The sequence below is a fragment of the Actinosynnema sp. ALI-1.44 genome (assembly GCF_001984155.1).
GTDB lineage: Bacteria > Actinomycetota > Actinomycetes > Mycobacteriales > Pseudonocardiaceae > Kibdelosporangium.
The window spans coordinates 200626-223018 of the sequence record NZ_MTQO01000048.1 but is presented as its reverse complement, the minus strand read 5'-3'; the positions used below and the strand labels follow the sequence as shown (position 1 = coordinate 223018).

Annotated in this window: 21 protein-coding genes; 11 read left to right on the top strand and 10 right to left on the bottom strand. The window is 67.8% G+C overall.

The annotated features are described in order from the left end of the window. Positions 1-110: 110 nt before the first annotated feature. Entirely contained in the window at positions 111-680 is a 570-nt protein-coding gene (locus ALI144C_RS28575; RefSeq protein WP_076990268.1) for a DUF4253 domain-containing protein, read from the top strand. Between the two features lie 96 nt (positions 681-776). On the opposite strand, the gene ALI144C_RS28570 is transcribed toward ALI144C_RS28575, so the two are convergent. The 5 genes from ALI144C_RS28570 to ALI144C_RS28550 all read right to left on the bottom strand — a co-directional run bounded on the left by ALI144C_RS28570 (position 777) and on the right by ALI144C_RS28550 (position 5989). Beyond that, positions 777-1775: an ABC transporter substrate-binding protein gene (locus ALI144C_RS28570; RefSeq protein ID WP_168211368.1), complete on the bottom strand. Its 999-nt coding sequence runs from the start codon at positions 1773-1775 to the stop codon at positions 777-779. A gap of 311 nt (positions 1776-2086) precedes the next feature. Beyond that, entirely contained in the window at positions 2087-2974 is an 888-nt protein-coding gene (locus ALI144C_RS28565; RefSeq protein ID WP_076990266.1) for an ABC transporter ATP-binding protein, read from the bottom strand. 5 nt (positions 2975-2979) lie between these two features. After that, entirely contained in the window at positions 2980-3792 is an 813-nt protein-coding gene (locus ALI144C_RS28560; RefSeq protein WP_076990265.1) for an ABC transporter permease, read from the bottom strand. Further along, the gene (locus ALI144C_RS28555) at positions 3789-4586 is read right to left on the bottom strand and encodes an ABC transporter permease (RefSeq protein ID WP_076990516.1); all 798 of its coding nucleotides are present in this window, start codon (positions 4584-4586) and stop codon (positions 3789-3791) included. Before ALI144C_RS28555 ends, ALI144C_RS28560 begins: the two co-directional genes overlap by 4 nt. A 377-nt stretch (positions 4587-4963) precedes the next feature. Further along, positions 4964-5989: an ABC transporter substrate-binding protein gene (locus ALI144C_RS28550; protein ID WP_083753456.1), complete on the bottom strand. Its 1026-nt coding sequence runs from the start codon at positions 5987-5989 to the stop codon at positions 4964-4966. Between the two features lie 1389 nt (positions 5990-7378). On the opposite strand from ALI144C_RS28550, the gene ALI144C_RS28545 reads away from it, so the two are divergent. From ALI144C_RS28545 to ALI144C_RS28530, 4 genes are read left to right on the top strand one after another with little or no spacing between them, the layout of a single operon-like run. Beyond that, entirely contained in the window at positions 7379-10615 is a 3237-nt protein-coding gene (locus ALI144C_RS28545; RefSeq protein WP_237774356.1) for a sensor histidine kinase, read from the top strand. Then, on the top strand, positions 10612-11037 hold the full coding sequence (locus tag ALI144C_RS28540; protein ID WP_076990263.1) for a roadblock/LC7 domain-containing protein: 426 nt from the start codon (positions 10612-10614) through the stop codon (positions 11035-11037). The genes ALI144C_RS28545 and ALI144C_RS28540 overlap by 4 nt, the downstream gene beginning before the upstream one ends. A 24-nt stretch (positions 11038-11061) precedes the next feature. Further along, positions 11062-11844, top strand: a complete 783-nt coding sequence (locus ALI144C_RS28535) for a DUF742 domain-containing protein (RefSeq protein WP_076990262.1) — start codon at positions 11062-11064, stop codon at positions 11842-11844. Beyond that, entirely contained in the window at positions 11825-12433 is a 609-nt protein-coding gene (locus ALI144C_RS28530) for a GTP-binding protein (RefSeq protein ID WP_042190776.1), read from the top strand. Before ALI144C_RS28535 ends, ALI144C_RS28530 begins: the two co-directional genes overlap by 20 nt. A gap of 29 nt (positions 12434-12462) precedes the next feature. On the opposite strand, the gene ALI144C_RS28525 is transcribed toward ALI144C_RS28530, so the two are convergent. After that, positions 12463-12687, bottom strand: coding sequence for a hypothetical protein (locus ALI144C_RS28525; RefSeq protein ID WP_076990261.1), 225 nt, complete (start codon positions 12685-12687; stop codon positions 12463-12465). A gap of 93 nt (positions 12688-12780) precedes the next feature. On the opposite strand from ALI144C_RS28525, the gene ALI144C_RS28520 reads away from it, so the two are divergent. Both ALI144C_RS28520 and ALI144C_RS28515 read left to right on the top strand, forming a co-directional pair. Further along, on the top strand, positions 12781-13647 hold the full coding sequence (locus ALI144C_RS28520) for a helix-turn-helix domain-containing protein (RefSeq protein ID WP_076990260.1): 867 nt from the start codon (positions 12781-12783) through the stop codon (positions 13645-13647). 36 nt (positions 13648-13683) lie between these two features. Next, positions 13684-13860 carry a DUF397 domain-containing protein gene (locus tag ALI144C_RS28515; protein WP_076990259.1) on the top strand — a complete coding sequence of 59 codons (177 nt, stop codon included), beginning with the start codon at positions 13684-13686 and terminating at the stop codon, positions 13858-13860. Positions 13861-13909: 49 nt separating this feature from the next. Here the strand turns inward: ALI144C_RS28515 and ALI144C_RS28510 are convergent, their stop codons facing one another. Together ALI144C_RS28510 and ALI144C_RS28505 are read right to left on the bottom strand one after the other, a co-directional pair. Continuing rightward, positions 13910-15280 carry an amidohydrolase family protein gene (locus ALI144C_RS28510; protein WP_237774355.1) on the bottom strand — a complete coding sequence of 457 codons (1371 nt, stop codon included), beginning with the start codon at positions 15278-15280 and terminating at the stop codon, positions 13910-13912. 72 nt (positions 15281-15352) lie between these two features. Beyond that, positions 15353-15652: a patatin-like phospholipase family protein gene (locus ALI144C_RS28505; protein ID WP_143230926.1), complete on the bottom strand. Its 300-nt coding sequence runs from the start codon at positions 15650-15652 to the stop codon at positions 15353-15355. Between the two features lie 43 nt (positions 15653-15695). On the opposite strand from ALI144C_RS28505, the gene ALI144C_RS28500 reads away from it, so the two are divergent. Then, entirely contained in the window at positions 15696-16586 is an 891-nt protein-coding gene (locus ALI144C_RS28500; protein WP_237774354.1) for a patatin-like phospholipase family protein, read from the top strand. Here the strand turns inward: ALI144C_RS28500 and ALI144C_RS28495 are convergent. After that, on the bottom strand, positions 16583-18847 hold the full coding sequence (locus tag ALI144C_RS28495) for a helicase-associated domain-containing protein (protein WP_076990256.1): 2265 nt from the start codon (positions 18845-18847) through the stop codon (positions 16583-16585). The genes ALI144C_RS28500 and ALI144C_RS28495 overlap by 4 nt on opposite strands. A 100-nt stretch (positions 18848-18947) precedes the next feature. Here ALI144C_RS28495 and ALI144C_RS28490 point away from each other — a divergent pair, with 100 nt between their 5' ends. Genes ALI144C_RS28490 through ALI144C_RS28480 form a run of 3 tightly spaced genes read left to right on the top strand, consistent with a single transcriptional unit; the run spans position 18948 to position 21477 of the window. Further along, the gene (locus ALI144C_RS28490) at positions 18948-19133 is read left to right on the top strand and encodes a hypothetical protein (protein WP_076990513.1); all 186 of its coding nucleotides are present in this window, start codon (positions 18948-18950) and stop codon (positions 19131-19133) included. A 27-nt stretch (positions 19134-19160) separates the two neighbouring features. Then, positions 19161-20549, top strand: coding sequence for an NAD-dependent malic enzyme (locus ALI144C_RS28485; protein WP_076990255.1), 1389 nt, complete (start codon positions 19161-19163; stop codon positions 20547-20549). Between the two features lie 7 nt (positions 20550-20556). Continuing rightward, a complete protein-coding gene (locus ALI144C_RS28480) occupies positions 20557-21477 on the top strand; it encodes a molybdenum cofactor biosynthesis protein MoaE (protein WP_076990512.1) in 921 nt (306 codons plus the stop codon). Positions 21478-21602: 125 nt separating this feature from the next. Here the strand turns inward: ALI144C_RS28480 and ALI144C_RS28475 are convergent, their stop codons facing one another. After that, a complete protein-coding gene (locus ALI144C_RS28475) occupies positions 21603-22244 on the bottom strand; it encodes a LysM peptidoglycan-binding domain-containing protein (protein WP_076990254.1) in 642 nt (213 codons plus the stop codon). Positions 22245-22393: the final 149 nt, after the last annotated feature.

The window sequence follows — 22393 nt, the reverse complement described above, 5'->3', positions numbered from 1 at the left end:
AAGGCCACATTGGTTGCACAGCCGGGTCGGGGGTGGGCGTGCGGGCCGGCATTGTCGGACCCCTCGAGTAGCGTTATATTCGAACACACGTTCGAGGCGAGGGGTTCGCGATGACGGCTATGACGATCGCTCCGGCGGCGCTGGGCAGCTGGCACGGGGAGATCTGGTTGACCGACTCGGTGCTGTCCGATCCGCATGCGTATCTCGACCGGGTCGCGGACTACCCCCGGACCCGGTTGTGGCCGGTGCTCGTGCCTTCCGGTGGTCTCGGCGTCCCCGGGGACGTCACCTTCGCGCCGGAGGCGGCCCGGCGTTCGGTGGACCGGCACGACCCGCAGGCGGAGGCGGGCATCGCGGGCGCGGTCATGATCGCCAACAAGCGTCCTGCCTACCGCCTCGGCCTGGTGGAGGCCAATCGCCCGGCCGACGTTCCCGCCCGGCTCGGCAGGCCGGGGATGTCGTCGATCCTGCGCAGCTGGGAGGACCGCTTCGGCGCGACGCTGGTGGTCCTGGGTGCGCGGGAAATGATGCTGTCGGTCTCCGCGCCGCCGACCGAGTTGCACCACGCGTTGGTCGTCGCGAACGAACACCGGTCGTTCTGCCCGCGGATCCCGGGCACTTTGCCGCAGTTGTCCCGTGGGTTGATCCGTATGCGCCGGTGGCATTTCCGCTGGCGCTGAGCCGGTGGTGGCAGTCCTTGGTCCTTGACAAATACAGAGTGATGCCGTGGCGGCGTCGCCGGTGTACGCGTGGGGTCCGCGTACACCGGCGACGATTCAGCCCGTCGCCGGTTTGAAGATCATCGTGTCGATGTTGACGTTCGCGTTCGGGTCCAGCATCTTGTACTGCTTCATCAGGTCCACTGTTCGCTGCAGACGGGTGCGGTCCACACTGGTCGGGAATGTTCCGATCCGGACCAGCTGGGCCACTTCCTTTTCGATCTTCACGAACTGGGTGACCGCCTTCTCCACTTCCTCGCGGTTGCGTGCGGTTTCCGACGCTTTCGTCAGCGCTTTGCGGAACGCCTCGGTCGTCTTCGGGTTCTCCGAGACGAACTTCGACGTTCCGGTGTAACCGGAGATGGGGAAGTTGGATGTCGGGCCCTGAGAGGTGTCGAGGATCGTCACCGCGCCGATCGCCCGCGCCGCCTGGGTCACGAAGGGCTCGAGGATCACCGCCGCGTCGATGCTCTTGTCCTGCAGCCTCGCCTGCATGTCGGGGAAGGGGAACTCCACCCAGGTGATCTTCGACTGGTCGACGCCCGCCGTCTCCATCGCCGACTTGGCGAGCAGGTCGGTGATGCTGTTCTTGGTGTTCGTCGCGATCTTCTTGCCTGCCAGGTCTTTCGGGCTCTTGATCGCCGAGTCCCCGCCGACCATGATCACGAAGATGTTGTCGGCCGTCTGGTAGCTGTCCGCGACGAACTTGAAGTCGCCGGTGCCCTTCGCCTGCGCCTGGAACACCGGTACGTAGGCGCCGTAGGTGAACTGGAGTTCGTTCGACATCAGCTTCGGGATCGCCGTCGCCGCTCCGGTCACCGTTTCCAGCTCCACCTCGAGCCCGACTTCCTTGAAGTACCCCTTCTGCTGCGCGAGGTGCACGGGCGTCGAGTCGATGATCGGCATCGCGCCGACGCGGATCTTGGTGCGTTCGAGCTGTCCGTTGCCGCCACCTCCGCCGCCGTCGTTGGAGCCGCCGAGCGCTCCACAACCGCTCAAGGCCACGACGAGGCTCGCGGATCCCAAGATGCCCAGTGCGGCTCTGCGGGTGTGCACAGACCTACTGCCTCTTCCAAGCATGTGCTGCCTTATCTGAAAGTGAGGATCTCCCTGGTGCGGTGTTTTATACACCACGAGATCGGCTTGCCGGGACATCGATCGCCTTGATCTTCGACCCATTGGTGATCTGTTGGCAATGCCGTGAATAAATATGATCATTACTGCGTGGGGAGGCATTTCCGGGCGTCGCCGATGCGCCATTTCCCCTCTGTGCGGCATCGGCTGGCGGATATGTCCTCTGTAGACGGAAAACCGGTCGGCGCGCCAGGCGCCGACCGGTTTCCCGTTCGTCTGTGGAGAACAGAGCGTCAGCCGGTGCTGGCGTCGCTCCTGCGCCGGGCCTGCTCGCGCTCGGCTTCGAGGAACCGCTGTGCCGCCGCGGACTCCTGAGCGGGAGTCGGCCGCGTGATCGGTTCGTGTGCGACAGCCGGCTGGTTGTGCAGCAGCCGGGCGACCTCGCCGCGCAGCGCGACGAAGTTCTTCGACTCACGGGTGGTGATCTGGTCGCGCTGGGCGGGTAGGTCCACGGGCAGGTCGGCCACGATCGACGCGGGCGACTTGGACAGCACCAGCACCCGGTCGCCGAGGTAGACGCTCTCGTCGATGTCGTGCGTGACGAGCAGAACCGTGCTCGAGTGCTCGTGGCGCACACGCAGCAGCAGGTCCTCCAGTTCGAACCTGGTCTGCGCGTCGACCGAAGCGAACGGCTCGTCCATCAGCAGCAGCGAAGGCTGGCACGCCAACGCGCGCGCGATCGACACGCGCTGCTGCATACCGCCCGACAGCTGCCACGGGTACTTGCCATCCGCGCCGGACAAACCGACCCACTCCAGCGCCTCGGCGGAGCGTTTGCGGCGTTCGGCGCGGGAGACACCGCGTGACCGCAGGGGGAATTCCACGTTGCCGCGCACCGAAAGCCACGGGAACAGCGAACGGCTGTAGTCCTGGAAGACCACGGCGAGGTCCTCCGGTGTGCGGTCGATCTTGTCGCCGTGCAACGACACGGTGCCCTCGGACGGCTTGATCAGGCCTGCGATGCAACGCAGCAGCGTCGACTTGCCGCAGCCCGACGGGCCGACGATGCACGCGAGCTCCCCGGTGGCCACCTCGAACGTGAGGTTCTGCACCGCGGTGTGCGCGGTGGGCCCGGAGCCGTACGTGTGCCGCAGGTCGGCGACTTCCAGCATGGGCGTCATTGGGTTCAGCCTCCGGCCTTGACGGTACTCAATTGCGCGTTACGAGTGGGTTGCCAGGAGAGCACGCGCCGCTCCACTGCCAGCAGCAAGGTGTTCAGCACGAAGCCGAGCACGCCGAGCAGGACGATGACCGCCCACATGTTCGCGTAGTCGTACTGCCGCTGGGCGTCGGTGAGCTGGGTGCCCATCCCGGTGGCCGCGCCGACCAGCTCGGAGATGACCATCAGCACCAACGACAGGGACAGCGAGACCCGCAGTCCGGCGAAGATCTTCGGCAGCGCGGCTGGCAGCACGACCATGGTGATCCACTGTGCTCGCGGGATGCGGAACGACCGCGCGGTGTCGGTCTTGACCGCGTCGACCGAGCGGGCGCCGTCCACCGAGTTGAGCAGGATCGGCCACAGCGCGCCGAACGCGATCAGCGCGATCTTCTGCCCCGACTCGATGCCGAAGATCACCATGAAGAACGGCAGCAGCAGCACCGGCGGGATCGAGCGCAGGAACGCGAACAGCGGCCCGAAGTACTCGATCCCGTGCTTGGACCGGCCGAGCGCGATGCCGACCGTGATCCCGACGACCGCGGCGCCGAGCCACCCGGTCAGCAGCCTGCCGAGGCTCGGCAGGACGTGGACGAACACGTTGTCGTGCAACCAGAGTTGCGACGCCGGGCCACCGAGCCACAGGTTGCCTGCCGCTTCGACGATCGACAGCGGCGTCGGGAAGAACTTCGACCCGCTCGCCATCGTCAGCAGCTGCCACACGACCAGGACGCCGATGAAGACCACCCAGCGCTGCGCGAATCCCCGCAGGTGCGTCATTTGCCCGCCTCCACGCTGTTCCACTTGAACAGCACGCGCTGCAACTGGAGGAAGCCGCCGTCGAGCAGGTACCCGATCACGCCCGCGAGCAGCGTCACGGCGAGGATCACGTCCTGCCTGCCCGACCCGCTCGCCCAGTCCAGGGTGAACTTCCCGATCCCGATCACGCCACCGGCCAGGTACTCGACGCTGATCACCACGATCAGGATGACCGCGCTGGCCAGCCGGACACCGGTGAAGATGAACGGTGCCGCGTGCGGCAGGCCGACGGTGAACATCGTCCGCGCCTTGCCGAGGCCGAACGACCGCGCCGTGTCCAGCAGCAGCGGGTCGATCTCGTCGAGCGCGTAGATCGTGTTGAACAGGATCGGCCAGATCGCGGCGTACACCGCGAGCGTGATCTTGGTTTCCACGCCGGAGCCGAGCATCACGATGATCAGCGGGATGATCGCGACCGACGGGATCGGCCGGAGGAACTCGACGATGACCCTGGTGGCGACCCGGACCGACGGGATGCTGCCGAGGATCAGACCGGCCGGGACGGCGATCCCGACGGCGATCAGCAGGGCGAGCAACCACGTCAGCATGGTCGCGACGAGGTCCTGGATGAAGTGGCTGCTCGTGCTGCTGCCGTCGTCGACGTTGAACGTCGGCCCGAACAGCTCGTACATGCGGGGGATGACGGTGGTCGGCGGCGGGATGTAGTCCTGCGGGAACAGCCCTGTGATCGAACCGAGCTGCCACAGGGCGAGGATGAACACGATCCCCACCAGGCCGCGGGCGAACCCGGTCATCCCGGCCCGCCACCTGACGAACCTGGGGCCGTTGAAGAACCGGATCACCCCGGTCCACCACCTAGCGAATCTGAGGGTGCGGCGTCGGGCGGCGACGCTGCGGAGATGAACACACCGAACTCCATGAGCGGTTGGAAGGCGGGTCACCCGGCGATGCCAGGGGGTCACTCTAAAGACTGACGAGGGTTTTCGACAAATTACTCACGTTCCGTCAACCCGTGACGGTGTGGAAATCAGGCCGTTCAGCCTAGTCGGTGGGGATTAACCGACTGCTCTGATCGGACGGACACCGTTGCTGCGCGTGACGCATCATCGGGCCGGCAGACGAAGAAGCCCGGGGACGTGTGATCCCCGGGCTTGACAGCACAGCGTGCGCCTCACTTCGACGTGGTGGGCTCCAGCAGCATCTTGGACACGTCCAGCTTGTCCTTGATGACGTCGAACTCCTTCATCAGGTCGGCCACCCGCTGCAGCCGGACGGCGTCCGCCCGCTCCGGGTAGTCCGCGATGGTCACCAGCGGCGCGGTGGTCGCGTCGATCTTGACGAACTTGGTCAGGATCGGTTCGAGCGCGGTGCGGTCCTTCTTCACGTCCGAGACGCCCTTGGCCAGCCCGCGTTGGAACGCGGCGAACGTGTTGGGGTTCGCGCTGGCCAGCTTGTCCAGCGCGGCCCAGCCGGACATCGAGATGTTCGCCGTCGGGCCGGACGAGACGTCGACGATCGGCACGGCGCCGTGCTCCTTGGCCGTCCTGGTCACCCACGGCTCGGCGACGACGGCGCCGTCGATGTTGCGGTTCTTCATCGCCGGACCCATGTCCGGGAACGGCATCGGCACCCACTCGATCTGCTTGATGTCCACGCCCTGCGAGCTCAGCACGGACATCGTGCCGAGGTCGGAGATGGAGCCCTTGCTGGTCACGGCGATCTTCTTGCCCGCGGCGTCCTCGGGTCGCTTCAGCGGCGAGTTGGCCGTCGCGACCAGCACGAGGTGGCCGGGGCGGGCCGCGTAGGCGTCCGCGACGATCTTGAGGTTGGCCGCGCCCTTCGACTGGGCGAGGAAGGCGCCCGGGTAGCTGGTGAACGCGATGTCGATCTCGCCGGAGATCACGCTCTCCACCGCTTTCGGGCCGCTGGCCACGACGATCGGCTCGACGTCGAGGCCTTCCTGCTTGAAGTAGCCCTTCTCGACCGCCTGGTACAGCGGAGCGACATCGACCACCGGTAGCAGGCCGACCTTGAGCTTGGGTTTCTCGATGGCGCCCGTGGTGCCCGAGCCGCCACCGCTCGGGTTGTTGGACGAGCCGTCGAGTGCCCCGCAGCCGCTGAGCGCGGTCACCAAGGCGACGGTGGCGGAGATGATCGGGATCCACACGCGCGACCGGATGTCGCCGCGTCTAGGCATTGCCTCTCCTCGATTTCTTGCTCTGTGAATGTTTTGCAAGGTCGCTCCCCGACGTACCGGCGCGACTCTAGGGCCGATCCCGGTCGGTCACAATGGGTCGTTGACCGGTTTCTGTTCGTCCTTTTTGATCACACTTTCAGGTCGAATGGCCAAACGGACTAATCGTCTGCGTAGTCCGGTGGCCACACCTTGCCCTCTTTTGGGGCCTCCGATCGGCAACCGGGTGATGGGTTGGTGGCCAATTCACGCGACTCGTACCTGCGGAGACGCGGTCGCCGGGAGCGCGGGCGCGCCCTCGCCCGCGCGTCGAAAGGCGGTCACTGACCGTCGGGGGTGTCGGAGAATCCCGGACGTCGCCGCCCCGCCGGTTTCGCTTGATCAAAAAGAAGGGCCGGGACGGGGGTGGTATATCGGAAATGATCTCTCCGGGGTTCCGCTCATCGAGATCATCAAAAGGATCATGGGATGTCTCCGGGTGTGGGTGATCATTTCCGGAAATAAGTGGGTATGGAATATGTGATCACTCGTGCCGGAGCCCGCCACACCGGTGTGCGACGCGGTCGCCCCGGTTGGCGATGTGCCGATGACCGGTTCACGGCGCTTGTCTGTCCGTCGCGGTGAAACGCGCCCGAATTGTCCGGTTGCGTCGTCTGTCGCGGCGAAAACGATGTGATAACCGACACCTGGTTGATCGACATGCATGGTCGGCCGAGTGGGGCCGCCGGATTTCCCGCGCCTGGCGCGCTGACCTCGGGCAAGGCTGCCGAAGTGACCTCGCGGCCGGATCATGGTGGGATCACGGTCTGTGTTTGACCCGTTGCACCTGGGCGAGTTCGGTGCTCAAACGGACGAACGAGCCCCGCCGAAGGGCCTATTCGGATACAAAACGATCGTTATCGTGGACCTTGATCCGCCGCTGGTGGGACGCGAGTCTGCGCCAAACCTCCCCGATAGGCTTACATCGGCGCATAGTTTTCGCTACCTTCTGTGCCCACAGTGAGGTGGAGCGCCACCGATGTAGTGAGGAGGCTGCGCGGGTGCGGGTTCGGCGGTTCGTGCCGTCGTGCTCAAGGCCGAGCAGGCTCGAGGGGAACACCGTGGCCGCCGCGGACGACCCAGGTCGGGATGGGTTGACCTAGGTGGCCTTGGGCCGCGATGCTTCGCGCCGGACGGATTTCGCATGCGCGAAACCCGGGCGGTTCGAGGTGGAGTGGATTGGGTGCCGCGAGCCGGAGCGACAGGTTGTGAGGACTGGAGCTATGTGACCTGACGTTCGGTGTCGAACGAGACTCACTCTCGTTTGGTGTCCTTCTCATTGCGGTAATCGTCCGTTCGAGCTGGCCTTCCGGGTACCGGGCTACTGGCTCAAACGCAGGGAGTGTGCTGGGAGTGCCCGACCAGAACGCTGGGGTCGCAGGTAGCTCGGGGATCGGTCGCCAGGCGGCGTCGCCAGGCGGCGAACACACCGACACAGGTGCCAGGCCCCAAGGGACCCGCGCGCCCGGCGGCAAGAACGCCCGCGCGGGCTCGCCATGGCGCATGCGCAACTGGCGGCTGCGCACCAAGGTTCTCGCCGTCCTCATCGTCCCGACATTGACCGCTCTCGCGCTCGGTGGACTGCGCGCGCAGGAGGACCTGCAGCGCGCGGACGAGTTCCGCCAGACGGTCAACCAGGTCGACCTGGCCCGCAACGTCACAAGACTCGTGCACGAGCTGCAGAAGGAACGCACGCTCGCCGTCGACAACGTGGCCGGCGGTCGTAGCGCGGGCAACCGCGCCGAGTTGGACACCCAGATCAACAAGGTGAACAACGAGCAGGAGCAGCTGCGGCAAGCCGCGGGTCGCGTGAACACCGACGACGAAGGCGCTGTGGAGCGCTACCGGCGCGGTCTGCAGCGGCTCGCCGGTCTCGACGCGCTGCGCGAGGCCGCGAAGTCGACCGAGTACCCGCACCTGGCGGTCCGGGCGGCGTACACGTCGATCATCGAGGCGCTGGTCCAGCTCGGCCGCGAGGTCAACACCGCGGTCACCGACCGGGACCTGCTGCGCCAGGCCACGACGGTGCAGTCGCTGTCGGAGATCAAGGAATTCGCCTCGCAGGAGAACGCGGCGCTGCAGATCGCCGCGTCCGTGAACTCGTTCCCGTCCGACCTGCTCAACGAGGTCCGGGCGGCCGGGGCGAGCTTCCAGGCCGCCGTCGCCGGGTTCCGCGCCAACGCCACGCCGCAGGAACTGCAGTACTTCGCTGACACCTTCTCCGGCCCCGAGGTCGACAACCGCGAGCGGCTCAAGTCGACGGCGTTCAACAACGCCGAGAACGGCCAGACCCTCCAGATCGACAAGCAGACGTTGATCAAGGACGGGACCGCGGCGGTCGACAAGCTGCGGACGGTCGAGGACAGCCTGCTGGCCAAGCTGCGGGACAGCTCGGACGCGCTGGCCACCACGCGGACCAACTCGGCGTGGACCAACGCGGCCATCGTGCTCGCGCTGCTGATCGCCGCGCTGATCCTGATGGCGATGGTGACGCGCTCGATCCTGAAGCCGCTGCGGGTCCTGCGGACCAACGCGCTGGACATCGCGTACACCAGGCTGCCCGAGACGGTGCAGCGCATCCTGGCCGACCCGGACCCCGTCGCGGCGTCCAAACAGGCGGTCGAACCGATGCCGCTGTTCACGCGTGAGGAGACCGGTGAAGTCGCCCGCTCCTTCGACGCGGTCCACGAACAGGCCGTCCGAATGGCCGCCGAGCAGGCGCTGCTGCGCGACAACGTCAACTCGATCTTCGTCAACCTGTCCCGCCGCTCGCAGGCGCTGGTCGAACGCCAGCTGAACCTGATCGACCGGCTGGAGCAGGACGAGCAGGACCCCGACCAGCTGGCCAGCCTGTTCGAGCTGGACCACCTGGCCACCCGGATGCGGCGCAACTCCGAAAGCCTGCTGGTGCTCTCGGGCACCGGCCTGTCACGCCAGCTGACGCGGCCCGTGCCCGCGGCCGACGTGGTCGGCGCCGCCGTGTCCGAGGTCGAGCAGTACGCCCGCATCGAGGTGCTCTCCGCGCCCGAGGTGGCGGTCCAGGGCCGCGCGGTCAACGACCTCGTGCACCTGATCGCCGAACTGCTGGACAACGCGACGTCGTTCTCCGAGCCGGAGAAGAAGGTCACCGTCCGGATGGCGGCCACCCGCAAGAAGGAACTGGCCATCCAGATCACCGACCAGGGTGTCGGCATGTCGGCGGACGAGATCGAGACCTCCAACCGCAGGCTGGCCGACCCGCCGGACATGGACGTCTCGGTGACCAGGCGAATGGGCCTCTACGTGGTCGCGCGGCTGGCCCAGCGGCACAACATCCAGGTCCGGCTGCGGGACAACGAGGACATCGACGGCGGTCTGATCGCCCGGATCATCGTCCCCGCGTCGCTGATCCAGTCCTCGCGCGGCGTGCACGCCACGAACCTGACGCCGACCGGCGGCATCCCCACGATCACCCCGTCCGCCGAGAACTCGATGAGTGGGACCGGCTCGATGGGCAGCGGGTCGATGGGTGGCGGGTTCGGCACCGGTGGCATGGCCGGAACGGGCGTCGGCACCGGCACGTTCGGGGGCGAGCGCACACCGCCGCCGCCGTCACGGCCGGGTGGCGGCATCGCCAGCGCCTTCACCGGCAGCCTGCCCCGCGTCGGCCCCGAGGACTCGGCGGACTCCGGCTCGATGCCGTCGTACCCGTCGGGGTCCTACCCGCCGGTGACCGAGAGCAGCACCAACGGCAGCGTTCCCGAGACCGGCGAGTCCACCCTGCGGTGGTCGCCGGACCAGCTCGGCCAGCCGTCGCACGACGAGGCGCCGACGCACATCCAGCCGCTGCCGGAACCCCCGGAGCAGCCAGCGACGTCGTCGCTGTTCGGTGACGCGTTCGCCGAGGAGAAGGCCGCCCGCGAAGCCGCGAACCCGCGGCCGGCACCGCCGCCGCCACCGGCGAACCCGGACCTGGACGCGCCGACCGAGCGCCTGCCGATCTACGAGGCCGTGCTGTCCCAGTGGTTCGAGGAAGGCGACGGCGAGAAGCGCACGCCACCGGCCTCGGAGCGCGGCAGGCCGACCCCGCCACAGGCATCGGCCACGCCACCACCGGCCGTCGAGCCGCCCGCGCCGCGCGGGGAGGCGACCATGCCGCCGCCCGCGCACGTGGAGACCATGAACGGCGACACTCCGCACGTCGACCAGCACGTCGAACCGGAGCCGGTCGCCCAGGCCGAGCCGCAGCCCGAACCGGAGCCGGAGCCGGAGCCGAGCCCCGCTCAGTCCGCCTGGCAGTCGCCCGGCGACGAGGGCTGGCAGGCCGCGCAGTCGCTCACCAAGTCCCAGCCCGAGGTGATCACCTCGGCCGGTCTGCCCAAGCGGGTGCCGAAGGCTCAGCTGATCCCCGGCTCCGCACCCAGCAGACCGACCTCCAACCAGCAGCAGGCGCAGCGCGCCCCAGCACTGCCGCCGCGCTCGGCTGACGCCGTGAGAGGCAGGATGTCGAGTTTCCAGCAAGGGATCCGCCGTGGTCGACACGCACTCGTCGAGACTTACGCTGGTGACCAGGATTCAGCCGAGAGCCGTCAAGACGAGGAGCAGGAGTGACGACCGCGACGACTAACCAGCCAGGCAGTTTCGGCTGGCTGATCACCGATTTCGTTCGGCAGGTGCCCGGAGTCGCGCACGCGGTGGTGGTTTCGGCGGACGGCCTGCTGTTGGCCGGGTCCCAGGGCCTGCCCCGGGACCGCGCCGAGCAGCTGTCCGCTGTGGCGTCCGGACTGGTGAGCCTCACTGCGGGTGCCGCGAGGTGCTTCGAGGCCGGCGGGGTCAACCAGACCGTCGTCGAGATGGACAGGGGATATCTCTTCCTCATGTCGATCTCGGACGGTTCTTGTCTCGCCGTGCTCGCCGCACCCAACTGCGACATAGGCTTGGTCGCCTACGAGATGACGCTTCTGGTCGAGCGGGTCGGCCAGCAGATGACGCCCGAACTACGGGCGCAGCTGCAAGGCGCGCAGCGAAGATAAGCCGGGTTGGCGGGGTGAGCGCAGATGGCTAGAGGTCACCGAGCCTCAGGCGGTCGGTTCGGCGCGGACTTTTCGTATCAGGACTGGGCATCAGCCGGGTTCCGATTCGACGAGCCCGACGCGGGAGGCCCCGACGACGATGATGACGCCGCGCCCGACGTGGCCGTTTATCACGAGCCCGATGAGGCGTTGGACGAGCAGGACCATCGGCTGCCGAGCCGGCCGGAGCGGAGGCAAGAGGAAATGCCGGAGCGAGGTTGGGAGGACCTGCCCGAGCACGGACTTGGGGATCCACCGAACAGGATCGACCTGGACGGCTACCGGGCGAGGTTGTTCGGTGGGCCAGGCGCTAGCCTGTACGGCGACCCGGGGGTGCCCAGGCAGAACGACTGGAACTCCGACCAGCTCCCCGCGGTCTCAGCCGCTACGGAGTGGGAGGAGCCAGTCAGGGCCGAACCCATCGCGGAGACCGGTTCGCTGGTCCGGCCGTACACCAAGACAGGTGGACGCACGCGGTCCGACTACGACCTGGCCATCGAGGCGCTGGTGTCCACCAGTGACCGAGGACGGCTGCCCGAGGCCGCGGTGCTGCCCGAGCACAGGTCGATCTGTGGACTGTGCCTGGACACGCGCTCGGTCGCCGAGGTGGCCGCCCACTTGCGTCTGCCACTCGGCGTGGCCCGGGTGCTGATTGGTGACATGGCGGGCATGGGGCTCGTGCTGATTCACCAGAGCGGCATGGTTGTCGGTGACCGGCCGTCGATCGAGTTCATGGAAAGGGTGCTCAGTGGGCTCCGCAGGCTCTAGTCCTCACAACCCGCGGGCCGTGGCGCGTCAGGCGACGACGTCCGCGAAGATCGTCGTCGCCGGTGGTTTCGGCGTCGGTAAGACCACGTTCGTCGGAGCGGTCTCCGAGATCGTGCCGCTGACCACCGAGGCGGTGATGACCGAGGCGAGCCAGGACGTCGACGACCTGTCGGCGACGCCGAACAAGACCACCACCACGGTGGCGATGGACTTCGGCCGTGTCTCGCTCGACTCGGATCTGATCCTGTACCTGTTCGGCACCCCCGGCCAGCACCGGTTCTGGTTCATGTGGGACGACCTGGTCAGGGGCGCGATCGGCGCGATCGTGCTCGTGGACACCCGACGGCTGGCCGACGCGTTCGCGGCGATCGACTTCTTCGAGGACCGGCAGCTGCCGTACATCGTGGCGATCAACTGCTTCGAACGCGTGCTGCACCACCGCGTCGAAGACGTGCGCGACGCGCTGACCATCGAGCCGTCCGTGCCGGTGGTGACGTGTGACGCGCGTGATCGGGAGTCGACCAAGGAAAGCCTGATCACGTTGGTCGAGCACGCGATGCACCAGCGGATGTCGGCCCGCGCGGTCTGATCTGCTCTCTTGTCCAGCGGCTGTCGCCCTCAGGGGCGGCGGCCGTTTTGGTGTGCCCGCAGGTCGGTGAGGGCGGCACCGGTGATGTCGTGGATTCGTTGCAGCGCAGTGGTGTCGAGCTGGATGTAGGACTCGAAACCTTTCGTGCCAACGAGAGTGATGGTGGCTTCGTCGTTGAGTTCGTCGACGGTGTACGTGGCGCGGATGCCGCAGTCGACGATCATCGCAACGTCGACCCGGACATGATCGGTCATCGTTCGGAGTATGGCATGTACGTGCATGGATGACGTACGCACAAACGAATGAACTTGAGCGCTGATGATCGCTGGCTAGCGTAGCGTGGCGGCATGGACGGTCGTGACGACAGCCCCATCGGACAGCGCAGACAGCTGGGTGCGGCGATGCGCAGTTACCGCAGGGAAGCGGGACTGGATCGGGAAGAAGCGGCTGAACTCATCGAAGTGACCGGGCCGACGCTGACTCGGAAGGAAGGCGGGTTCACCAGGTTCAAGCGCGCCGAGATCGAGGTGCTCACGAAGGCATATGGGGTGGGTGAGGCAGAGGTCGAAGCCCTGATCGATCTGGCGCGGGAGGTTCGAGCGAGCCGGAAGCGCGGCGAGTTTCCCCTGTTCCTGCCAGTGAAGGCGCGTGCATTCCTGGAGTTGGAGCGCGACGACGCGATCGAGATCCGCGTGGCGACAATCAGTGTGATTCCGCTGTACTTCCAGACCGAGGACTACATGCGGTCGCTGTGGCTGAACAACGGCGATCTTCTTGCGCCGCCACGAATCAACGAACTGGTCGATCTTCGACAGGAGCGGCAGCAAGTCCTGCTCAAGGAGGAGCCGCCAAAGATAAGGGCAGTCATTCATGAATGTGCCCTGCGGATCCCGGTCGGTGGCCCCGCGGTGATGAGCAACCAGTTGAGCCACCTCGCGAAGGTCTGTGATCTGCCCGGTGTCGAGGTGCAGGTTCAGCCCATGTCGGCAGGTGCTTGCCCGGGCATGGATACGACCTTCTACCTACTCAGACTCGCAAACGGCCCAGCCGGTGACATGGTTCAAATCCACACGCACAATGAGACCTTCTATCGCGATCGACCCAACGCCACTGAGGCCTATATCGTGGGTTGGGACCGTCGTTCGGTCGCCGCGTTGAACCTTCAGGCGTCCAAGAAGCTGATTCTCGACGCGGCGGCGCACTTCGGGACCTGATACCGACAGCTAACCACCGAAGGTCGTGACATAGCGATGAATCAGTGGCGCAAGTCGAGCTTCAGCGATGGGGCTGGTGGCAGCAACGAGTGTGTTGAGGTCGCCCGCCCCCACGATGCTCCCGTTGGCATCAGGGACTCCAAGTCCCCGGACACCGGGCACCTTCATGTCCCGGCATCCGCCTTCGCCGCCTTCACCCGCACCCTCAAATGACAGGCCGGACCGGCTGGTTTCCGGCCAGCCGGTCCATCACCTGCTTCTCTCAGCGGCCCAGGTACGTCTTCACCCGGTCGGCCGCCGCCTGCGCGTCCGCGATCGCGCGACCGGTGTCGCCGACGATCTTGCCGTCTTTCTTCAACGCCACACCGTTCACGAACACCCACTGCACGTTCGCGGGCTGAGTGTTGAATACAACCTGCGCGGGCCAGTCCACCTTCGGCGCGAAGTTCAACGCCTGCGTGTCGATCACCAGCAGGTCCGCCTTCTTACCCGGCGTCAGCGAGCCGATCTCCTTGTCCAACCCCAGCACCTCGGCGCCGCCGAGCGTTGCCATCCGCAGCACGTCCGTCGGCGTGGGGTAGCGGTCGGGATCCTTGGACAACGCGCGCTGCAGGCCGACCGCGGCACGCATGTTGTTGAACATGTCCGACGTGTCGTTCGTGCCGCCGTCCAATCCGAGGCCGACCTTCATGTTGCGGGTCTTCATGTCCGGCACGCGCGCCACGCCGGACGCCAGGCGCATGTTCGACAACGGGTTGTGCGCCACGCGGACGTCGTGCGCCGCCAGCTCGTCCAGTTCGGCGTCGGTCATGTGGATGGTGTGGCCGGTCAGCAGTCCCGGCCGCAGCGCGCCTGCCCTGCGCAGCGCGTCCATCTGGCCGGTCGCCGGGTCCGTCTTGGACTCGTGCAGGTGCACGTTCAACGACACGCCCAGTTCCTCGGCCAGTTTCTCCGACGCGAGGGTGTTCTCGTAGTTCCCGGTGGCCGGGTGTGTGCCGATCATCAGACGCGCCAGCGGATTCGGGTCGATCACGTCCTTCTTCACCCGGCGGATCTCCTGGCTGATCGCGGGATCCTTGCCGCCCATGTACGTGAACACGAAGCGCTGCTTGGAGTCCACCAGCGCCCGCAGATCGCCGCGGTTGAAGTCCGCGTTGAACGCGTGCGGCCAGTCGTTCACGGTCGTGACACCTGTGGACAACGAATCCAGCGCCGACAACCGGCCACCCGCATAGGCGTCCGCACTGTTCATCGGCGAGCGCTGCAGCGGTAGCACGCATTCGTCGAGCCAGCCGTTGAGCTCCTTGTCCGTCGCGCAGCCGCGGATCAGCGACTGCCACAGGTGCGTGTGCAGGTCGACGAACCCGGGCATGATGATCTTGTCTCGCCCGTCGACGACCTGGGCGCCGCTCGCCCGCAGCCCCCGGCCGACTGCCGCGATCGTGTCGCCGTCGATGAGCACATCGGTGTTCTCCAGCGTGCCCAGTTTCGCGTCCATGGTGATCACCATGGACGCGTCGCGGATCAGCGTCCCGCCGTCGCCCGCCGCATCGATGTCCCGCCGACCGAGGTCGACCAGGAATGCACTGGCGATGACCAGCGCGAACGCCAGTACGAGAAGTTTCTTGGCCACAGTGACCGAAACTATCTACTTCGGACCGAAACCGCAGGGTCAACCCGTGGCTGAACCTTGCGCCGGTCGTCGTCAAAGCCTGAGGCCCCGGCCCTGCCGGTAGCTCGCCTCCGCGCTGGGGACACGGCTGGCAGAGTCGAGCACGTTGGGCATCATCGCGACGAGTGATTCCCGGTCCGGCATGATCACCCGCGCGTTCGCCACCGGGTTGGCACCGGTCATCGGCGAGATCACCAGGACCTCGTCGTGGTCGGCGACCAGGTCCGAGTTGGTCGACCGCGCGCTGCCGCCGTCCATGTAGCGCCTGCCGTCGATCGTCACCGGCGGGAAGACGCCCGGCACCGAACAGCCGCCGAGGGCAAGTGCGCGCATGCCCACATGCTCTCCATGCCAAACTTGATCGGTGCACCCTGTTATGCGTCTTGTCTCACGTCGCCATGCCGAAGGCAGCCGTCCCGGTTTCCGCACCGACGGCCACCGGATCGCACTGGCGATCGAAGGCGGCAGCAGCAGGGGCACGTATTCGAGCGGCATGGTCATGGCGCTCGAAGAACTCGGGCTGACCAGGTGTTTCGACGCCGTCTACGGGTCGTCGGCAGGTGCGCTCAACGGCGCGTGGCTGTTGTCCGGGCGTGCGTTGACGGGAATGCGTGGCTGGTGGGACCCGGAGATCATGCGCGAGGTCATCAACCCGTGGCGTTTTCTGCGCGGCAAGCCCGTTGTCGACACGCAGTACCTCGTCGACACCGTGTACCAGGAACTCACGCCGATGGACTTCCCGGCCATCCTGGCCAATCCCGTCTCCTACCACCCGATGGCCACCGACGCGGAGACCGGCGAACCGGTGGACCTGCGGCCGTACATCCGGAAAGTCGAAGACCTGAAAACGGCGTTGCGCGCGACGACCTGTATGCCCGTTCTCGCGGGAAAGCCCGTTTTCCTTGCCGGGCGGCGGTTTGTCGACGGTGGCGTGGCCGAGCCGTTGCCGTTCCGGACCGCGCTGGCCAACGGCGCGACGCACGTGCTGATGCTGCGCACCAGACGCGCGACCGAACGTCCCGCCAAACCCCGCCGGATGCACAGCATGGTCGTACCACGGGCTTTACCCGGCCTGCGCAGTGTGTGGGTCCAGCAATACCCGCGCGACATGGCCGACGAGCAACTGCTGACCGAACTGCCCACGGTCATGTCGATCCGCCCGCCCACCGACGCTCCCAACGTGTCCGCGTTGGAACGTGACACCGCCTTGTTGCGCAAGGCCGTGATGATGGGCCGCCAAGCCGTCCACGCCGCCTTGGCTTCTTAGTCCTCCACCAGCGACACCGAGGTGATCCGGTGCAGGGCGAAGCGGTGCGTCTCCGAGCGTGTCGAGTCCAGTCCTTCGAGGACACCCGCGCCGACCCGGACCGGTTCGATCACGCGCTGGCTCGCGGTCCCGTGCGCGTCGACGTAGCCGATGTACACGTTCCGCCCGTTCGTCACGGCTTCCTGAAGCAGGGCAAGGGTTTCGGACGTATCCGCGCCGCGGCCACCGGCCAGCGCGACCGTCCGTCCGCGACGGGTCCCCGCCGCCTTGTCGCCCGCGCGCATCGAGCTGACCAGATCGGCGAGCTGCTCCGGGCTGGCCGGCCTGGGCAGTCCGCTGGTCTTGGGCCGTTGCCGCAGCGGCACACGCAGTCCGCTCGACCGCATGTCCATCAACCGGCCTTCGGCGTCCTCCGCCGACGGCGCGAAACCCGCTGCTCGCAACTCTTCCAGCACATCCGCCAACGGCACCGGGCTGACGAGCACACCCGGCGCGATCTTGCGCAGCTCCAACCGAGTGCCCACCGAGCTCGCCGCGACTTCCGTGAGCAACGCTTCGTCGTCGCAACGCAGGAAGGACATCGCCGCCCCGCCGCGTAGCTGGCCGTGTCGCCGTGCCACGTCGTCGATCATGTACGTCAGCGCCTGCGGGACCGGCGTGCGTGACCGCTTCCGGAACAGCTCGTGCAGGTCCGTCGACGTGCGCCCGGCGTCGAGCGCCCGCCTGACCGACGTCTCGCTGACCCGGTAGACCGTTGCGCCACCAGCGGATTCGACGTCGGCGACCAGGTTGATCTCGTGGCCGAGGCTCTGCTCCAACGGGCCGGGCGCGACCACCGTCAGGTCCGCCTGCACCAGCACGTGGTCGACGGGCGTCGGCATCGCCTCGGCCATCCGCTTCGCCGCGACCGCGGGACCGTCCTCCAGCAAGGCCCGCGCGGACGTCGTCAGCGTGCCGAAAGCCACCAGGCCGAGCGCTTGCGCCTCACGGACCGTCCAGAACACCAGCTCGTCCCGCAGTCGCCCACCCCTGCGCGGCGCACGCCAGGCCAGCAGCCCGGCCAGTTCCTCGACCGAGTCGACTCCGGTGCCCGGCTCGAACTCGGCGAGCGCGTCCAGCACCCGTCGCCGGGCGGTCGGCGCCAGCGGGCGGCGCAGTTCCTCCGACAGGGGAGCGATCACCTTGTCCCGCAGGTCCTTGCTACCCGCCAGGCCCGGCAACCGGGGCAGGTCGAGCCAGACCGATGCCAGCGTGGCCCACCTGTGCGGCGGGGTGGCCGCCAGCCAGATGTCCGCCTGCGTGGTCGGCGCCCACTGCGGGGACGTCGTGTCCGTCGCGACCACCAGGCCCGCACCGAACGCGAGTTCGGCGATCAACGTGCAGCGCACCTCGTCCGCCCGCAGCTCACGGGCCAGTTTGCGGATGTCGCGCACGCCGAGCCCGCCCGCGCGCAGCACCGGCGGCGGATCCGCCGACCACAGCGTGATCAGCTCCTCGGTGTGCCGGATCAGCTCCATCGCCTCACCGGCCGCTGTGGAGTCCACAGTGGAAAGCGTGTGTGCGGTGGTCTGCACGGGCGGCGGGTTGACCTTGACCTGACCCATCGGGTTCGCGCCGCGCAGCGCCAGCCCGACCTGCCTCGGCAGTTCGACCGTCTCGGCGTCCAGCCGCAGCAGCAGACCGCGCGCCAGCAGCTTCTGCACCGGGGTCTGCGCCTGCTCCAGCGGTACGAGCGAGTTCGCGTCCCGGCTGCGGCCGGTCGGCTGCCCCTCGGCGAGCGTGGCGAGCAGCCTGCGCTCCGGTTCGGACAGTTCCGCGAGGACCGGGGCCAGGTCGTTGCCGTCGAGTCCGGCCGACCGGCGCCCGAGTCCGCCGGGGAACATCCCGGCCGCCTCCCGTGCCGACGGGACCACGCTCAACGCGTTGTCCGGACCCCACGCCAACGCCAGGTCGACCAACGTGTCCACGGCTTCCCGCACGCGTTTGCGCGGCACCTTCGTGCCAAGCATCGTGGCCACATCGGCCAGTGCGACCGTGCGGGTGTCCGCGTCGCACAGCAGGAGCGCGTCGAGGACCGCCAGAGTGAACGTGTCCAGCGACTCCGCCGCACGCGCGACGGACGCGCGACTGCCCGCGCGAGTCGCCAGAACGGACGTATCCGCAGGTATCGGCGTTGCCAGGTCCGGGCGCGCACCGAGCAGCCGGGCCAACGCGGCGTCGTCCCGCTCGCGCAGCCACTCGGTTAACGTGGAGACTGACACCCTGACCACGGTATACGCGCGTGCTCCGGCACGTGCGAGGTCGGGTACCGTACGGGCGGATTTCCGCATCGAGATGCGGCTGTACTTCGAGGAGGAGTCGGTGGCCAAGGGCAACCCGGACCGGATCGAACCAACCTGGCCCGAGAAGCCGGCGAACGCCGCGCATCCGGTCAGTGAACTCGCTGCCGACAGGCAGGGCGCGCTGTCGCCGTTCGGCGACGTCACCTTCCCGCTGCCGGTCGAGGACCTGGGCTACGAGCACCCGGTCACGGAGATCAACAAATAAATCGTTCATTCGCGGGGAGCTAGAGAAATGCCAGTACCCGGTCCTGGTTATTCGATCACCATCCGGGTCGAGGCCCCACCGTCGGCGAGCGCCGCTGGCGACCTGACCTCGGCAGTCGGCCGGGTCGGTGGCGTCATCACGGCGTTCGACGTCGTCGAGTCGCACGCCGACCGAGTGGTCGTCGACATCACGTGCAACGCGACGTCCGCCGAGCACGCCAACGAGATCACCGCCGCCCTGGGGGAACTGCCGGGCGTCGCGGTGCGCAAGGTCTCGGACCGAACCTTCCTGATCCACCTCGGCGGCAAGCTCGAGGTGCACTCCAAAGTCGCGCTGCGCAACCGTGACGACCTCTCCCGCGCCTACACCCCCGGTGTCGCGCGGGTCTGCCAGGCGATCGCGGCCAACCCCGAGGACGCCAGGCGCCTGACCATCAAGCGCAACACGGTCGCGGTCGTCACCGACGGCTCGGCCGTGCTGGGTCTCGGCAACATCGGCCCGGCCGCGTCCCTCCCGGTGATGGAGGGCAAGGCGGTGCTGTTCAAGAAGTTCGCGGATGTGGACGCGTGGCCGATCGTCCTGGACACGCAGGACACCGACGAGATCATCCGGACCGTCGAGCTGATCGCCCCGGCGTACGCGGGCATCAACCTCGAGGACATCGCGGCGCCGAGGTGCTTCGAGATCGAGGCGCGGCTGCGCGAGAAGCTGGACATCCCGGTCTTCCACGACGACCAGCACGGCACCGCGATCGTGGTCGTCGCCGCGCTGCGCAACGCGCTGAAGGTCGTCGACAAGCCGCTCGAGGACTGCAAGATCGTGGTCTGCGGCGTCGGCGCGGCCGGGTCGGCGATCATCCGCCTGCTGCTGCACCGCAAGCCCAAGGACATCATCGCGGTCGACATCAACGGCATCGTGCACTCCGGCCGCGGCGACCTGGACTCGAACCTCGAGCAGATCGCGGCGAACACCAACAAGGACGGCGTGTCCGGCAGGCTGCACGACGCGCTGGTCGGTGCGGACGTGTTCATCGGCGTCTCCGCGCCGAACCTGTTCGGTGCCGAGCAGGTCAAGACGATGGCGAAGGACCCGGTCATCTTCGCGCTGGCCAACCCGGACCCGGAGATCGACCCGCTGGAGGCGCAGCAGCACGCGGCGATCGTCGCGACCGGCCGCAGCGACTACCCCAACCAGATCAACAACGTCCTCGCGTTCCCCGGCGTGTTCCGCGGCCTGCTCGACGCGCAGGCGCACACGATCACGGACTCGATGCTGCTGGCGGCGGCCGACGCGATCGCCGACGTGGCCGACGGCGACCGGATCAACGCGTCGTTCATCGTGCCCAGCGTGTTCGACGCGGCGGTCGCCCCTGCGGTGGCCGAAGCCGTGAAGAAGGCCGCGACCAGTAAGGACTGATGTGCCGATGACCAACACGGCGCGGGTGATCACGGCGTCGAACCGGGCGGCGGCCGGTGTCTACGAGGACCGGACGGGCCCGATCATCGTCGACTGGCTGCGGGTTCGTGGCTACGACGTGCCTGCGCCGGTGGTCGTCCCCGACGGCGGGCCGGTGGCCGCGGCGCTCCGCGAGGCCGTCGCCACGGGCGTGAACGTCGTCATCACGACCGGCGGCACAGGCATCACACCGACCGACCGCACGCCTGAGGCCACCTCGTCCGTGCTGGACTACGAGATCCCCGGCCTGGCGGACGCCGTGCGGGCCGCCGGCCTGCCCGAGGTTCCCACGGCCGCGCTGTCGCGTGGCCTGGCGGGGGTGGCCGGGTCGACGTTGGTGGTGAACTTGCCGGGGTCGACCGGTGGCGTGCGAGACGGCCTCGGTGTGCTGGAAGGTGTGCTCGACCACGCGGTGGACCAGTTGGGCGGCGGTGACCACGCCAGGCAGACCGGCCAGATCGCCCCGGCGAAGGTCCTCCGGGCGGTGGTGACCGAGTCGCCCCTGTCGGTCGAGGAACACGGCGAGATCGTCGCCGACCGGGCGGCGGGAGCGGTGGTGACCTTCGGCGGCGTGGTCCGCGACCACGACCGCAACAAGACGGTCCGGGACTTGTCCTACAGCGGGCACCCGAGCGCGGCGGAGGTCATCGAACGGGTCGCCTTGGAGATCGCGTCGTCCCGGCCGGGCCTGCGGGGGATCGCGGTCAGCCACCGGATCGGCGATCTTGCGATCGGCGACGTGGCGCTGGCCTGCGCGGTCTCGGCGGAACACCGGGCAGAGGCGTTCGCGGCCTGCTCGGACCTGGTCGACGAGGTGAAACGGCAGCTGCCGATCTGGAAGCACCAGACCTTCGCCGACGGCACCGACGAGTGGGTCAACTGCCCGTGAAACCTGGTGAGTGTTTGGCCGGGTCAGAACCCGGCCAACCCACTCACGAGGGCTGAGCTGGGAAAGGCTGAAGCCCGGAATCCGGTCGTGTCACCGGATTCCGGGCTTCGCTCAGCTCACCAAGGTCACTTGGTGGTCAGCTTCTGACCCGGGAAGATCAGGTTCGGGTTGCTGACGGTTCCCGCGTTCTTCGCAGCCAGGGTCTTCCAACCACCCTGGACGTTCAGCTTCGAGGCGATGCTCGAGAGCGTGTCGCCGACCACGACGGTGTAGTCACCGGCGCCGGTCTGGACGGGGGCGGTGGCGGGCTTCGGCGCGGTGGCGGGCTTCGGGGCCGCCTTCTTCACCGGCGCCGGAGCTGCCTTGGCCTTCTTCGGGGTGGCCTTCTTGGCCGGGGCCGCGCTGCCGCCGCCGAGGCCCTTCGGGCCGCACTTCGGCCACGCCTTGATGCCCTGCGTACGCAGCACGTTCTCGGCGACGCGGATCTGCTCCTCACGGGAGGCGCCAGCCGCGCTGCCGGAACCGCCGTTGGCGGCCCAGGTACGCGGGTGGAACTGCAGACCGCCCTTGTAGCCGTTGCCGGTGTCGATGTTCCAACGACCGCCGCTCTCGCACTGGGCGACTGCGTCCCAGTTGACGCGGCCTTCAGCCTGCGCCGGTGCCGCTGCGATCGCCAGGGGCGCGCCGACCGCGAGGCCTGCGATGGCGACGCGAGCGATGGTGCGGGTGGCGAGGGTGGGCCTGCGGTGCTTGCCGGAGTTGGTCATTTCACTCTCACCTCCAGCGCCTGCTGGTCCTGCACGCGGGAGAGGTCACTCGGGGTTCGCTCTCCTGCCCCCGTCCGGAAGTTGTCTCTCACTCGGGGCTGGGTCCTGCGAGCCCACCGGACGGGGTTCGGCGCTGCGGGCTCTCAGGT

Bases quoted from the DNA above. Each gene is read 5' to 3' on its own strand.
- ALI144C_RS28520 (WP_076990260.1), top strand. From the start codon at position 12,781: ATGGACGGTCGTGACGACAGCCCCATCGGACAGCGCAGACAGCTGGGT.
- ALI144C_RS28525 (WP_076990261.1), bottom strand. From the start codon at position 12,687: ATGACCGATCATGTCCGGGTCGACGTTGCGATGATCGTCGACTGCGGC.
- ALI144C_RS28475 (WP_076990254.1), bottom strand. From the start codon at position 22,244: ATGACCAACTCCGGCAAGCACCGCAGGCCCACCCTCGCCACCCGCACC.
- ALI144C_RS28485 (WP_076990255.1), top strand. From the start codon at position 19,161: ATGCCAGTACCCGGTCCTGGTTATTCGATCACCATCCGGGTCGAGGCC.
- ALI144C_RS28555 (WP_076990516.1), bottom strand. From the start codon at position 4,586: ATGACCGGGTTCGCCCGCGGCCTGGTGGGGATCGTGTTCATCCTCGCC.
- ALI144C_RS28480 (WP_076990512.1), top strand. From the start codon at position 20,557: ATGACCAACACGGCGCGGGTGATCACGGCGTCGAACCGGGCGGCGGCC.
- ALI144C_RS28500 (WP_237774354.1), top strand. From the start codon at position 15,696: ATGCGTCTTGTCTCACGTCGCCATGCCGAAGGCAGCCGTCCCGGTTTC.
- ALI144C_RS28560 (WP_076990265.1), bottom strand. From the start codon at position 3,792: ATGACGCACCTGCGGGGATTCGCGCAGCGCTGGGTGGTCTTCATCGGC.
- ALI144C_RS28505 (WP_143230926.1), bottom strand. From the start codon at position 15,652: ATGCGCGCACTTGCCCTCGGCGGCTGTTCGGTGCCGGGCGTCTTCCCG.
- ALI144C_RS28550 (WP_083753456.1), bottom strand. From the start codon at position 5,989: ATGCCTAGACGCGGCGACATCCGGTCGCGCGTGTGGATCCCGATCATC.
- ALI144C_RS28575 (WP_076990268.1), top strand. From the start codon at position 111: ATGACGGCTATGACGATCGCTCCGGCGGCGCTGGGCAGCTGGCACGGG.
- ALI144C_RS28535 (WP_076990262.1), top strand. From the start codon at position 11,062: ATGGCTAGAGGTCACCGAGCCTCAGGCGGTCGGTTCGGCGCGGACTTT.
- ALI144C_RS28565 (WP_076990266.1), bottom strand. From the start codon at position 2,974: ATGACGCCCATGCTGGAAGTCGCCGACCTGCGGCACACGTACGGCTCC.
- ALI144C_RS28515 (WP_076990259.1), top strand. From the start codon at position 13,684: ATGAATCAGTGGCGCAAGTCGAGCTTCAGCGATGGGGCTGGTGGCAGC.